At 29.5% G+C, this 13,746-nt stretch carries 14 protein-coding genes; all 14 read left to right on the top strand.

Annotation, left to right across the window (positions count from 1 at the left end; translation table 11 throughout):
- Positions 1 to 114 precede the first annotated feature (114 nt).
- Positions 115 to 789, top strand: coding sequence for a hypothetical protein (locus tag OS191_RS14770; protein WP_267156472.1), 675 nt, complete (start codon positions 115 to 117; stop codon positions 787 to 789).
- Positions 790 to 909: 120 nt separating this feature from the next.
- Positions 910 to 1,467, top strand: coding sequence for a hypothetical protein (locus OS191_RS14765; protein ID WP_267156471.1), 558 nt, complete (start codon positions 910 to 912; stop codon positions 1,465 to 1,467).
- 332 nt (positions 1,468 to 1,799) lie between these two features.
- Entirely contained in the window at positions 1,800 to 3,404 is a 1,605-nt protein-coding gene (locus OS191_RS14760; RefSeq protein ID WP_267156470.1) for a DUF6119 family protein, read from the top strand.
- 315 nt (positions 3,405 to 3,719) lie between these two features.
- Positions 3,720 to 4,802 carry a toxin-antitoxin system YwqK family antitoxin gene (locus tag OS191_RS14755; protein ID WP_267156469.1) on the top strand — a complete coding sequence of 361 codons (1,083 nt, stop codon included), beginning with the start codon at positions 3,720 to 3,722 and terminating at the stop codon, positions 4,800 to 4,802.
- A 12-nt stretch (positions 4,803 to 4,814) separates the two neighbouring features.
- Positions 4,815 to 6,821 (top strand): hypothetical protein, encoded by a 2,007-nt coding sequence (locus OS191_RS14750; RefSeq protein ID WP_267156468.1) that lies wholly within the window; start codon positions 4,815 to 4,817, stop codon positions 6,819 to 6,821.
- Positions 6,822 to 6,827: 6 nt separating this feature from the next.
- Positions 6,828 to 8,117: a hypothetical protein gene (locus OS191_RS14745; protein WP_267156467.1), complete on the top strand. Its 1,290-nt coding sequence runs from the start codon at positions 6,828 to 6,830 to the stop codon at positions 8,115 to 8,117.
- A 373-nt stretch (positions 8,118 to 8,490) separates the two neighbouring features.
- A complete protein-coding gene (locus OS191_RS14740) occupies positions 8,491 to 8,910 on the top strand; it encodes a lipocalin-like domain-containing protein (protein WP_267156466.1) in 420 nt (139 codons plus the stop codon).
- Between the two features lie 166 nt (positions 8,911 to 9,076).
- The gene (locus OS191_RS14735) at positions 9,077 to 9,586 is read left to right on the top strand and encodes a hypothetical protein (RefSeq protein ID WP_267156465.1); all 510 of its coding nucleotides are present in this window, start codon (positions 9,077 to 9,079) and stop codon (positions 9,584 to 9,586) included.
- Positions 9,587 to 9,773: 187 nt separating this feature from the next.
- On the top strand, positions 9,774 to 10,265 hold the full coding sequence (locus tag OS191_RS14730; protein WP_267156464.1) for a phosphoribosylaminoimidazolesuccinocarboxamide synthase: 492 nt from the start codon (positions 9,774 to 9,776) through the stop codon (positions 10,263 to 10,265).
- A gap of 443 nt (positions 10,266 to 10,708) precedes the next feature.
- Positions 10,709 to 10,921 carry a hypothetical protein gene (locus OS191_RS14725; RefSeq protein ID WP_267156463.1) on the top strand — a complete coding sequence of 71 codons (213 nt, stop codon included), beginning with the start codon at positions 10,709 to 10,711 and terminating at the stop codon, positions 10,919 to 10,921.
- Positions 10,922 to 11,111: 190 nt separating this feature from the next.
- Entirely contained in the window at positions 11,112 to 11,459 is a 348-nt protein-coding gene (locus OS191_RS14720; RefSeq protein WP_267149583.1) for a hypothetical protein, read from the top strand.
- 33 nt (positions 11,460 to 11,492) lie between these two features.
- Positions 11,493 to 11,957: a hypothetical protein gene (locus OS191_RS14715; protein ID WP_267149584.1), complete on the top strand. Its 465-nt coding sequence runs from the start codon at positions 11,493 to 11,495 to the stop codon at positions 11,955 to 11,957.
- A 165-nt stretch (positions 11,958 to 12,122) separates the two neighbouring features.
- Positions 12,123 to 12,983 (top strand): S1 domain-containing protein, encoded by an 861-nt coding sequence (locus OS191_RS14710; RefSeq protein ID WP_267156462.1) that lies wholly within the window; start codon positions 12,123 to 12,125, stop codon positions 12,981 to 12,983.
- Between the two features lie 149 nt (positions 12,984 to 13,132).
- The gene (locus tag OS191_RS14705) at positions 13,133 to 13,630 is read left to right on the top strand and encodes a hypothetical protein (protein ID WP_267156461.1); all 498 of its coding nucleotides are present in this window, start codon (positions 13,133 to 13,135) and stop codon (positions 13,628 to 13,630) included.
- Positions 13,631 to 13,746: the final 116 nt, after the last annotated feature.

Genomic DNA, 13,746 nt, shown 5'->3' with positions numbered 1-13,746 from the left:
CCTACTTACGAAAATCCTCGCGGATTTTCTATTCGGTTTTTATTTGCTAAATTAGGTGCTTAAACACGCCACTAATCATACACAAAACCGTTGCCAGTAATTTGACCGAACCAAATGGAAGTCACAAAAAAAGATGTTGAAAAACTAATTGAATTAAGAAAAGAAAATACTTTTCTCAATCATCTATGGAATGTCTTTTCTCGTGATTTTCGAGCAAAAGGAGAAATCGGTCCGAATGAAATTAAAGTGTGGAGACAACATTTGTGGAATATGACATTCTATCCGATTTTCATATTTGAGTTCAATGCCAATAATCATTTGATAAATATAACTGATAAATTAAATCCGATTGGTAAAGCATTTATTGCGATTATTTTATGCGGCTTGCTTTACTTAATTTTTCCAAAAAACATACCGGAATTCGACTTTGTTGATAATTGGCCGATGGCTTTATTTATTTCAGTTTTTGGATTTTTAATAGTTTGGTTGGCTCGAAAGAAGTACTTCTTTGAAAAACAAAATCAACTTGAAGAAATTTTGGAATTTTTAGATGTAGAAGTTGAGAAAAAGAAACCAGAAAAAGAGTGGTCATTAAAAAATATTCTAATCAGACTATTTACTTATCCTTTTTGTCTTTTTTTAATCGGAGTAAATATCTTTCTGATAATTCCAAAAGGGCAATATATTCTAGCGTTGGGTTCTTTTGGAATTGTTGGATTTTACCTGATTGCGGATATAAAAATGATTATTAAAAATAAAAAAACTACTGGCAACAATGGCTATAAGTAATTGCTTGTTCTCGCCTATTTCTGAAAATCCTCTCGGATTTTCAGTTTGGTGTGTATTTGCAGAGTTAAGTGCTAACCCACGCAACTACTCATAGCCGAGAACGTTGCCAATAATTTGAAAATGAAACTCAAGCATATCGAACACGAAATGAAAATTATTGAAACAAATGGTTTTTTTGTTTTCAACATATTGGAATCTGAACATTTGAATCCAACAATTTCGGATTTATTAGAATCTAATTTATTAAATGAAGCTTATTTTTATCCAAAAGAAGAAATTAAAAGAAGAAAACAAGAATGGAACGAGATTTTCGGACCACATTCTGAAGAAACTGACATTCTTAAAATATATGGATCGATTTTACAAGATAGAATTGATTCAACCGACTTTTATGAGTTAAACTACAAAGAGTATTTAGAAAAAATTGATAATTACCTTTCGGAATGGTCAGATGAAGTTGTGCCTTATTTATTTAATACTTTGAAAAGTCACCACTTTTACTCAATTGAAAAACTAAAATCTGAAAACCCCGAAAAAAGAAAATTCTTTTTCATGGATGATGAATTTGTGGAAAAATCAAAACAGAGTGAGACTAATATTTACGAATTTTTCTTTACAATTATATCAACTCTTAAAAATTCTAATAGAATAATCGTAATGAATTTTGGATACGATTAAAAAAACTATTGGCAACACTGTGTATAAAAAATGCTTATTTTAGTGCTTAATCAAAAGGAAAGTGCGTGTTTGCTTTCTTCCGATTTTCGTTCCGAAAATCCTCCGACACAAACACGCACTTTTCATACACAAACCCGTTGGCAATAATTATGAGAAAAATCTAGATGACACAAAATCCGAAAATATATAGGATAGATTTAGAACACCGACTTTTAAAGAAATCACCGACTTCTGAATTAGTCATCCAGAAAATATTAAATACTTCATTCTCAAAATTAGGTATCAAATCAACTTTTGATTTAAAAAATCTGAATACAATCCAAAAGGATAATTTGACCTATTACCTTTATTTATATAATTCAGATGAGATTGTATCAAATTGGAAAGAATTTCTTCCTAAAGACTTATCAGGCGACGAAATCTTTAAGGAACAAAAATTATCTCTTATACTCTTTATAGAATCTGAATTTGACCTTTTTTGTGTTATCGGAGGAAATGCTTACCAAATAATTTTACCTTTTATTGACCAATCATTTGGTCTTAATATTTACTCTAGAATAATCAAACCAAGAGAAGATGAAATTGCTTCAATCAAATCAAGAGGAATAACAGGCTCAAGAGCAGGTTTAAGTGAGCAGTTTAGAGACAATTACAGAATAATTGATTACATAAAGTTTGGAAAAGTAACTCAAGAAATTCATTTAAAATTAAGCAAAGAGGTTTCAGATTTGCATTTCAAGTTTTTAAAAAAGAAATCTACTGATAGAATACAGATTTATGTTAGTAAAGCATTCAAAGTCAAAAAAAATGTTGATTTTGAAAAATTGCATTCTATTATAAAAGAGTTAGTCGTAATTTCAGAAATTGCACCTACTGATTATTTAGATTCATACAAAGAAATAACGGACAAAGCTTTTATTGACAATGTCCTACATCAAAAACTGATAACTAAACTTTTCGACGACACTGAAAATCTAGGAAGACGTAAATCGAATGCACATAAAAGCTTCCAACACGATTTTTGTGACCCAAATAATATTGAAAAATTCTACGAAGCTGACGAATTTAGACTTAAAGAAAAAACTGACAAAGGTGGTTATACTGTATTTAAGATAGTTTATGATAGAAATGAAATCTATGATGCTGTTTTGTCAAGAGCAGTTGAGTTGTTTGGAGTAAATGACCGATTTAAATTTATGAATTTTGTCAGAAGTGCAAGAATAGCAAGCTATCAAGATGGAAAACTTTCAGTTGGTTCTGGTTTTCTTTTCCATATCTCAACGGAATTTTCTGTGAATGGAACACCAACATTTTTAGTAGATACAAAGTGGTATCAATTACAAGATTCATTTGTCGAAGATTTAAAAACTAGTTCGGAACATATTCTTAAAACTTATAATGCAGAATCTTATATTTTACACGAACCTTGGGACAAGAATTTAATAAGTCGAGAGAGCGAATATAATTTCCTATATAACTCAAAACCAAACTATATTGTAATAGATACAATTATAGCTGATGGTTTAGAATTATGCGATATTATGTATTACGACAAAAAAGAATTGTATTTAATTCACGTAAAATATGGTTTTCAATCAAAAATTAGAGAATTGACAAATCAAATTACTATTTCTGCTCGGCGATTAAGAGAAACGTTAGGAACAAAAGATAAATTGATTTTAGAAAAGATTTACAATCAACTTATTGAAAAAAAACATAATGTAGATAATTTATCTCTAGAAGAATTTAAGAATTTATTTAATAAAAGAATCTCTTATATTTTGGCATTCACATCTCATTTATCAAATGATTTAGTTGTTGCAGAGAATATTGATAAATTTAATTCAAACATCGCTAGATATTCATTAATTCAATGTTCTGGAGAAATGAGAGCATATTATTATGATTTACAAAATTATCAGATTCCGAGAAAATAACTATTGCCAACACCGTATATAATGCATTGCTAGTACTGGTTTACTTACGAAAATCCTCGCGGATTTTCTATTCGGTTTTTATTTGCTAAATTAGTTGCTTAACCACGCAACGCACCATATACAAACACGTTGTGCTTCATTATGATAAAACTCTAATTATTAGACAGACAATATTTTAATCAAAGAAATAAAACAATAAATTTTAGTATATTGTTAAAAATTTAATTAAAAATCATGTTAAAATATCTCTTCTTAATTATTATATGTTTTTTTAATTTTAAATCTTTTTCACAGAAAAATGATTCTATTTCAAAATTGACATTTGAAAATGCCTTAGAAATAGACTTTAATGATTTTAAAGAAAAAACCGCATTGAATGATACGAATGAATACATGCGGAATATTGATGAAATTAAATCATTAGAAAACCCTGTCCCTCCTACAATTGAATATAATGGCAAAAAAGTTTGGCACGGAAAGGCTTATATCAGAGAGAATTATATTTATGGCGGTGAAAATATTAATTACCTTAAAGAAGTGACAAACTATTCTTACGGAAAAAAAGATGGTCTTTCAGAAGTGTTTTTTATAAATAAAGGAACTAGGTATTTAAAAGAAGAAATAAATTATAAAAATGGACTAAAAGAAGGGAAGTATATTAAGTATTTCACTAATAATGTTATTTGGATATCTGGGCAATATATTAATGATATAGAAGTAGGTAGCTGGATACATAAGCATTTTGATAATTCCACTAAATACCTTTTCAATTATGATGGCGTCACTGCTACTAGAACTGAATATGAAAGTGATCAAGTTGCTGCAAATTATAACAGAAAAGGGAAAGTTCTTTCTGTGGCTAATTTCAAATATTTTCCAAATAATAATGGAGGTGAATGGAAAGAACATGGCTCCTATATTTGGTATGGTTCAAATAATGATATTATTCAATCTAAATATTTCTATAAAGGCAGTCAATCAAGCAAGAAAGAATATGCAAGTAAAGTTCAAAATGAGTCTAACTCCTTGAATGAATTTGAATTGACTGAAGCTCAAGCGAAAGAAATATTTTATATAATATTTGGTAAAAAGAACCCATTATTCATTAAAAATCTCGGACATATTTCTAAAACTGATATTAAAAAAGCTAAAGAATATTTAGAACTTATTTTAAAACAGACATGTGGAATGCACTATTTTGAAGAAATAATGCGAGTTGCCGTTACCCCTGGAACTAGGACATTGAAAAGCATAGATGATATTATTGAAGCGTTTTTAAAAGGAGTGTTTCTATGTGATGATAAAATAATGGTTCAAGGTGTTGTAACGGAGTTTTCTAGAACTCACAAATCTGAATTTAATTATAGAATGGACTATAAAGAATGGCCAGTAAACTAAATAAACTATAAAATGATTAAAATAAAACATTTTTTTATTTTTTTATTTATCTTAAACTTTCAATTTTTCTTGGCACAAGAATGTCCTCCACCTAAAGCAAATGCATATAAAGCTAAGATGATTGATGCTGAAGAAAATTGGAGTGCTGATGAAAAAGTTAAAAGTAATTGTATCCAAGGTTGGGCTCAATTAGCTACTTGGTATGCATATAAATGTGAATGTGAAAGAGGAATGCCCTCTCAGGAACAAGCTGATTTAACAGTAGCTGCTTTGAACAATATCCAATCTACAATTCAAAATATGTACCCAAATTGCGGTGAAATCCCTCCGACAGTCAGTAGATGTAATGTAAAATCTACTATTGGTAATATTGATTCTACGAGCAGCCAAGAAGGCTCTAAAAGCATAGCCTTTCCAAATGACAGTAATTTGAAAACAACAAATAATAACAAGTCAGAAACAATTATTAATGATGATTTTTTGGCTATTTTAAATGATTTATCTGGCGATTCAGACAACCAACACTTTAAAGATATGGTTGATGAAATAAATTCTAATTCAGATAAAGTAAAAGATACTAAAAATTTTGTTACTGAGTTTGGAGGAACTTTAAGTCAAAACGATTTGGATTTCTATAATTTTGCTGAAAGTGCTGGTCAAGCTATAGCAATTGGCACTTTTTTATATAAACTTTTAACCAATGAATTAACTCAAGAACAAGAAGAAGGAAAAGCATTTATTCAAGAATTATCAACTGTCCTTGCATTTACAAAAGAGGAAATTAGAAGTTTGCCAACATTTTATGAATTTAATGCAGAAACTTTAGACAGATTAATAAAATTAGAAAGTCAAATTATTAGATATCAAAAAGGTTCTGCTTCAAGAAGACTCTTAGTTAAAAATTATTATTCAGCTAAGCCGCCTATGACTTTAGATGAAATAAAGGTGAAAATGAATGAAATAAATAAGATTGAAAAATCTAAGGGCGTTTCATTTATTATGAATGAAATAATAAAAAATTCTAACCCTTCAGAAATAAACGCTCTACCATTTATTTATTTGGTTAAAGGATTAAAAGCAACATTAAATAGAATTGCTATTACTAAATCAAAATGTTATAAAGCATTAGGTGATGAGAATGCGGCTATGAAAGCTCTTTCAGGAATCGATTATAAAGTACAACCAATAGAGGCTTTTAAACTGCTTTATGAAAGCTATTTAGAGAAAGATTATAATGGTTGTATAGAATATTATGATTTAATTAAAAGATATATTATAAATAATGAATTAAATGAAGGGATTTTTATGAATTATAAAGAAGTTCCTCAGTTAGTTTATGATTTAAAAGGTTTACCGAGAAGAGAAGTTGCTTTTCTATTAACATTAGGAAGCTTATCATATATGATTACAGGTCAAATGCCACAGGCTAAAGAAGAATTAAAATTCTTAAAATGGTATAATAACAATTTAAGTTCTTCTTTAGAAAAGCAAAAACTAAAAAAAGCTAAAAAGAAGCGTTATGGTTATTCAGATGCAGAAATTGAAGAGGAATTAAAACAATGTATCGTTTTTGAAAAAGTTTTAGACGCTATACTTTTATCTAAAGAAGGAGAAATTAATGAACCCATTAAATTAATTGATGAAGCAATGTTAATTTCAAAAGAAAGAAATTTAGATGTTATTTATACTGGAATTGAGTCTTGGTATTTATTAGTAAAAATGGAAATATTAATACGTACTGAACAATATTTATTAGCAAAAAATGTGGCTAGAGAAATAAGCATTAGGGACAGAAGTTCCGTAATAAAAGTTAGAATGTTTAATGTTGGGGAATTTAAATTTCTTTTAGCTTTTATGAAGTATAAAGAGGGGAATTTAAAGAGTTCATTAAACTCTTTAAATGTTTTGGAGTTAAATTATCCAAATATGAAAAAAGTGCATTTATTAAAAAGAGATATACTTTTCGAACAAGGAAATATTAGCGAAGCTAAAAACCAAAATAACTTATTTAAAAATTAATGAATTATGTATACTATTAAAAAATTTATTTTTGCCGTATTTATTTTTTTTCAATTTGAAAATTTTGCTCAAGTAGAAAAATCAAATTTTGTCATTCACAATACTCTTGAGTCTACTGTAATTTCAAAAATTGAAATACTTACAGGAGATATAGCATTTACAACTAAACTTAAAGAGGGACCTTATCATTCAGTAGTTTCATCTTCTAAGGACTATATTTTCGCCATGACTAAGCACTATGCCTATACTATAAGCTATGAAGATGGTAGTATTATAAATGAATATCAATATTCCGATATATTAGTTCAGGAATCTGGAGAACTGGTAGATCCAAACACTTATATAACTCCCTTAGGAATAACTGATGATGGTATAGGGTATTATCAAAACATAATGGAAGAAGCAAGACTAGTTACCCTTGATTACAGTGCAAAAAGAAAACCATCTAAAGAGGAAAGTGATAATTATTTAATAAACCATAAAAAAGCTCTTAATAATCTAATTATACATGAAGTAAATTTTATAAAAGAAACCAATACTAATATACTAAAATTGGATGTTTCCAAATATCAATCAGGTGCAATGCCATTCTTACATAATGAAAGCCTATATTTAATTAAATATGACCTAAATAGTAAAATTATTTCTCTTGAGAAAAGAGATAAATTAAATTATGAAAAAATTACAGAAATTAAATACCCGTTATCAACAGGAACAGTAGATTTAAATCAATTTGAGGCAATTACTTTTTATAATTTAAATTTTACGAATAATGAAACTCCGACATTGACCGTTGCAGCAAGGAACGGTACAAATGTCAAGTATTTTAATTATCATTATAACCTGATAACCCAGAATCCTGTTTTATTTAAAGAATCTCTAACTTATGGTATGGAGTTAGGAAGTTTCAAATATATCAATTGTAATCAAACCTTTTACGGGATTGCAATACCACCTGAACCACTTGTAATACCAATAATGACTGAAAACCCTCAACCTGAGGGAAAGGTGAAAAGAAAAGAAATGGTGGAATGGACTAAAAAGCAAGAAAAGATAAACAAAGAGTTTGCTGAAAAATCCAAATTATATCAGGAGGCACTACAAAAAGCATTATTTGGTGGTGTATTAGAAATGTATGCTGATCAGGATCATAAAATATTAATAGGGAAATTTAATTTCTCAGCAAAATCATACAATATCATATATAATGATCAATATTTGTTTTATAATAATGGTTTTGAAATGGTATTGTATGATTTCATTAATAAAGAAGAAATGTGGGCTTTGAGCTTGTAAATGATTGTTTTGTATAAAATAATCAATTATTACGGAGATTTTTAGTGACTTAATTATTAGTTACAGAGTCTAGTCCAGACCTCATACGTCCTAAATAGAAAAATCATTTAAGTATAGAAATAGCCTATATTTATCGCATTCAGAGCCGTCAAAGAAGAGAAAGTAATTAATCTCCTTGAAACTATTGTTAACTTAACTAGAAGTTAAAAAAAATAACGAAAGCACAACAAAGTGTATAATTAATTGCTTTGGTCGTTGCCTACTTGGAAAATTCCTTCGGAATTTTCTCGCGTTCGTTTTTGTTTACTAAATTAGTTGCTTAAACTCGCAACTAACCATACACAAAACCGTTGGCTGTAAGCTAGAAAAACTAATGAATTGTAAAAGTTCGATATTAATAATTGCTTTCTTAACTTTTGGACTTGTTATTGGACAAAACCAGAAAGTAGAAAAGCTTAATGTCGAATATCTATTTGGTAACGATTCAGAGGTTTGGGAATTAAATAAAACTGAAAATAATGAGAAAATTATATTGACTAAAAGACTCGAATACAACGCCGAGTATAAAGGTTTAGTTATAATTTTTTATAATAACGGCGGAGTAAAAATTGGATATTCAAAAAACTCTGACAAGAATGATGGTGAAGCAATTCCGGAATTAGGCTCGTGGAAAATTGACCAAAGTAATCGGACTTTGTCATTGACTATTTCATTGGGTGATTTCGGAAAAACATTTCATATACTAGAATTAAGTCCCGACAGATTAATATTGATGAACTTGAACCCGGAATAAAGCCTACAGCCAACAACGGCTATAGTTCATTGCGGTGGAATTTTCTGCCGAAAATTCCCGCCGCTTTGCTATCTTTCGGCTACGGCGGAAAAGTCCTGCGGACATTTTCCGCAACGAAACCATAGCCCAAACGTTGCCAACCATTTGAACTCACTCATACGCTGAAATGAAACCAAAAGATAAAGAGCTTGCCGAAAAAGTAATTAAATTTTTTAAAGATTCAGACAAAGCCGAATTAAGCTTTAGAGCGCATTTGATACATCTTTTTAATGATAAAGATAAATCAATAAGAATAATGAACTCTTTAAGGCTTGATTTTAAGTTAATAGATAAAAATGAAAACGGTTCTTTTAGATTGACGGATAAAGGACATAAGTTTACAACATTCGCCCAATTAGAAAAAGATTCTAAAAACACACCTTTGACTTTATATAATAAAATACGCATAGGACTTACTGTTGTTTCTTTAGGTTTAGTATTCATTTTCGGTTATTTAAATTACTCTTTAAATCAGGATAAAACTGACTTGGATAATCAGAACAATGTTTTAATTTCTGACCTTGCTCGTTGTACTGATTCATTAAATTTACATAAAGAAAAAGCATTACTAAAAATGCAAAAAACATCAAGTGATAAAGAACAATCCAACAGTTATCTCGATGTAAAAAATGATTGAATTTCATAACGTTTTGAATTTTAAAATTAATAATCTGATTAAAAAACGGTTGGCAACAACGTGTATAATTAATGGCTGGTTCTCGCCTACTTACGAAAATCCTCGCGGATTTTCTATTCGGTTTTTATTTGCTAAATTAGGTGCTTAAACACGCCACTAATCATACACAAAACCGTTAGCCTACATTATGAAAACCGAACAAACATTTAAAACTAAAACTGGATTTTGTCACATTCTAACTGACAAAATTGTTCTGACTCGTAACGGAATTGTCGGAAATGTGGCGGAATTGACAAATGGAAAAAGCATATATCGGACTTTAGCTATTTACGGAGTTTTTGCAATATTTATGCTTTATTATGCATATCAAAGTTTTGTAAATCAAGAATGGTTTTGGACAATAATGTTTGGCGGAATTGGAATATATCTGATTTATAATGTAATCAAAAGTTCTAACTATTCTGCAACACCAATTATTGAGCGGAATAAAATAAAAAACGTGGAATTTAAGCCAGCCAAAAAGTTTTTGACCAGAAGCTATTTTAAAGTTGACTTTGAACAAATTGATGGAAAAATAAAAAGCCGACTTATTATGCTTCCTGGTTTAATGAACAATGGAACAGACGAAACCGAAAAAGCACTTGAAATTATGAAAAGTGAAGGACTAATAAAAAAATAACGTAGGCTAACACCGTATAAAAAAAATTGCTAGTTTTAGCTAAACCAATATTAGTTGCTCGTTTGCTAGCTTCTGATTTTCCTTCGGAAAATCCTCGCACACAAACACGCAACTTTCCTTATACAACACGTTGGCATTCATTGAGCAGAACCGTTAAAAATGACAATTATGAGTAATTTAAAAGACATTAAATCGAAAATGGAAAAATAAGCGAATGACTCAAATCTGACTGAATTTAAAATCGTTGAGGAACTGAAAACAAAATACTTGACAAAAAAGTAAATGAGAATTTAAAGTTGCATAAAAAAGAGTGATTTAAAACGTTTGACTTTTAGTTCGTTTGAGAAATCGGAAACTGAATTGAAAAGCAAAACCCGAATTTAAAGCGGAATTTCTCACTCATTCGGAAATAAATTTAACCTAAAAACGGAATTAAAAAAAATATGAATACACAGACAAAAGCAATAATAAAATCAGGCTTGTTTTCTGGAATTGTTTATGCTGGACTTATGGCTGGATTTGACTATTCTGATGGTGAAAATTTCAGAATATGGAGATTTATATTGAATGCATTATTTTTTGGAATATTTATGGGACTTTTTACTAGATATAACCTAAAAAAACAAGCGGATAATGACAAAAATAAAACTGATTAAAAACAACGAAATGCCAACACTGCATATACTTTATTGCTTGGTTCTCGCCTACTTACGAAAATCCTCGCGGATTTTCTATTCGGTATTTATTTACTAAATTAGGTGCTTAAACACGCAACAAAGCATATTCAAACACGTTGTAAGCAATTTAAACCCCAATAATCTGATTATTAACTAAATGATTTTTTTTATGAAAAACAATGTATTTTTTTTAGTTATAATATTATCAATTTTCTCTTGTAGCAATGATGACAATCCTTCTGAATTTCAAGGAACTTACTCTGAAATAACTCCTATAGAGAACCGAACTCAAATAAAATTCACTTCAGATTCTGATTTAACAATTATTAAATCGGAAAATGCAATTGACAAATTTAAGTATGAGATTAGTGGAGATAATATTTTATTAACACATGAATCACAAAGTCAATCACAGAGTTTTGAATTCGTGAAAATTAGTAATAATGAATTTAAAATAGAAAATTTATATGGTGGCATCCCAGAGAATAACATCTCATATATGACTTTTAAAAAATAAAAACTGTTCATTTTAGTGCTTAATCAAAGGAATTTGAAAAAAATAATAACCATACTATTAATATTGACCTTCGGACTTTTTTCTTGTGAGTCTGAAAAAAAATACTCTGACTATAATGAAGCTGATTTTTATGAAGTTCAAGGAATTATTAATTCCGCGATTCCGACAAGTAACACCTTTGACAATCCAATAGTTAAGGATATTCGTTTTACATATTTTTTAGATTATCAAAACCCTAAAAAAGGGATTGAAAGAAACCTCAAAATGTTTGAGGCAAAAAACGGTTATCCATTAATAGTATTAGTTCATAAGGACGATGAAAATATTAGTTTTTATGGTAGAGTTGGCATTCTTGAAAACCTAAATGATAAGGAAAAAGAATTTCTATCTCAACACTTCCAAATTGAGATGGATAAAATGAAAGAAAAAACACCTGAATATATTTATAACGCACTAATTAAAGACACGATTGACGATAATAAAACTGACGAAAAATAAAAAACTGCTTACAACACTGTGTATAAAAAATGCTTATTTTAGTGCTTAACCAAAAGAAAGTGCGTGTTTGCTTTCTTCCGATTTTCGTTCCGAAAATCCGCTGACACAAACACGCACTTTTCATATACAAACACGTTGCCACACATACGAACAAAACATTGAACATTGGGAAAAACGACAGAAAATATTGAATACTATCTTGACCCAGAAAACGATAAGGATTATCTACAAGATTTGTTACTGAACATTAAAGAGGTTTACGCAAATCAAGAAAGTTTGACTTTCCAAATTGTTGAACCGAAAGAAACAGGTTTTACTGCGAAAATTGGTGGCTTATTTGCATTCATTTCGTTCAATCACTTTGGTTGGTCATATCCAACAATGGAATATTGGAAAAATGTTTCAAACTCACTTGTAGGAAGTTATTTTACTGGAAAAATCCATAATGTCAAGGAAAACCCGATTTCAATCCAAATAGACGCTAAAGAACAAATTTTTGACAAACCAAATTTGGAAAAATATAGCGAATATCGCGGAGTTATTGTAGAAAAACCAAAGTATGGAATTTTTGTAGATTTGGGTTTGCACTTTAATTGGAAATTCGGCTCACTTTTAGGTTTAGTCCATAAATCGACATTAATAAACCAAACCGATTATGAAAATTGGAATGTTGGAGAACAAATTACTACTCTTTTCCAAGGTTTTAACGAAAACGAACAGCTTGTACTTGGAGACAACCGTGAACGTGGAAAATGGTTGAACGGAGAAATGGACAAACTGATTAATACAATCCAAAAAGTCAGTGTCGTAATCAACGAAAATGGAAAATCCGAATTTTATGTTTTGGGAGAACATAAAGCAACAATTCCAATTAAAAAGGAGTTTTATCCAAATTTCAGGACAACAGCAAAAAAATATATTTACGGACTGAAAAATGGAGAAATTATAGACTGTGAAATCATTAAAATAAATAAACGGAAAGACGGTTTTGTATTGAAATTATTAATCGAAAAACCAGCAGACTGAAAAAAGTACGTGTGGCAACACCGTGTATAATTAATGGCTAGTTCTCGCCTACTTACGAAAATCCTCGCGGATTTTCTATTCGGTTTTTATTTGCTAAATTCCGTGCTTAAAACACGCCACTAATCATACACAAAACCGTTAGCAAACATATGAGAAACGCAGTCGGATTGATAATATCAATAGTTTTGGTTCTTACAATTTCTTGTAATGACAAACCGATTGAACCATTCGAATTATCAGTTGCTGATTATAATTATTCTCTTGCATACTCTGTCCTTTATAATCTTACGAATGAAAAATTGACCATTACTTTCCGTGGCGAATTAGAAAATGAAAAGGATAGTGTTCTCTACTCTACGTCGGATTTACCGAAAAGACAACTTAAAAAAATATCTGAAATTAATATTGATAGCTTAAAAACAGATTATAGGAACGACTGTATTGATGATGGCGATGTAAAGTCATTTACTATCAAAAAAGATTCCTTGTCTAAAACTGTTCATTTATCAAATTATTATCATCCCGAATTAAGTCCTGTAATTGAAATGATAAACGGAATTGTACCAGAAAAATATGAAATGAATTATGACAAAGCCGAATTGATTCAGGAAATGAAAAATTGCGAAGAATATAAAAACGCTGAATAAATAAAATACGTTTGCTAACACCGTGTATAATTAATGGCTGGTTCTCGCCTACTTACGAAAATCCTCGCGGATTTTCTATTCGGTTTTTATTTGCTAAATTAGGTGCTTAAACACGC

The organism is Xanthomarina sp. F2636L (assembly GCF_026410195.1).
GTDB lineage: Bacteria > Bacteroidota > Bacteroidia > Flavobacteriales > Flavobacteriaceae > Xanthomarina.
The sequence above is the reverse complement of the archived record's forward strand: the minus strand, read 5'-3'. Positions and strand labels throughout refer to the sequence as shown.

Bases quoted from the DNA above. Each gene is read 5' to 3' on its own strand.
- OS191_RS14770 (WP_267156472.1), top strand. From the start codon at position 115: ATGGAAGTCACAAAAAAAGATGTTGAAAAACTAATTGAATTAAGAAAA.
- OS191_RS14765 (WP_267156471.1), top strand. From the start codon at position 910: ATGAAACTCAAGCATATCGAACACGAAATGAAAATTATTGAAACAAAT.
- OS191_RS14750 (WP_267156468.1), top strand. From the start codon at position 4,815: ATGATTAAAATAAAACATTTTTTTATTTTTTTATTTATCTTAAACTTT.
- OS191_RS14745 (WP_267156467.1), top strand. From the start codon at position 6,828: ATGTATACTATTAAAAAATTTATTTTTGCCGTATTTATTTTTTTTCAA.
- OS191_RS14740 (WP_267156466.1), top strand. From the start codon at position 8,491: ATGAATTGTAAAAGTTCGATATTAATAATTGCTTTCTTAACTTTTGGA.
- OS191_RS14735 (WP_267156465.1), top strand. From the start codon at position 9,077: ATGAAACCAAAAGATAAAGAGCTTGCCGAAAAAGTAATTAAATTTTTT.
- OS191_RS14730 (WP_267156464.1), top strand. From the start codon at position 9,774: ATGAAAACCGAACAAACATTTAAAACTAAAACTGGATTTTGTCACATT.
- OS191_RS14725 (WP_267156463.1), top strand. From the start codon at position 10,709: ATGAATACACAGACAAAAGCAATAATAAAATCAGGCTTGTTTTCTGGA.
- OS191_RS14720 (WP_267149583.1), top strand. From the start codon at position 11,112: ATGAAAAACAATGTATTTTTTTTAGTTATAATATTATCAATTTTCTCT.
- OS191_RS14705 (WP_267156461.1), top strand. From the start codon at position 13,133: ATGAGAAACGCAGTCGGATTGATAATATCAATAGTTTTGGTTCTTACA.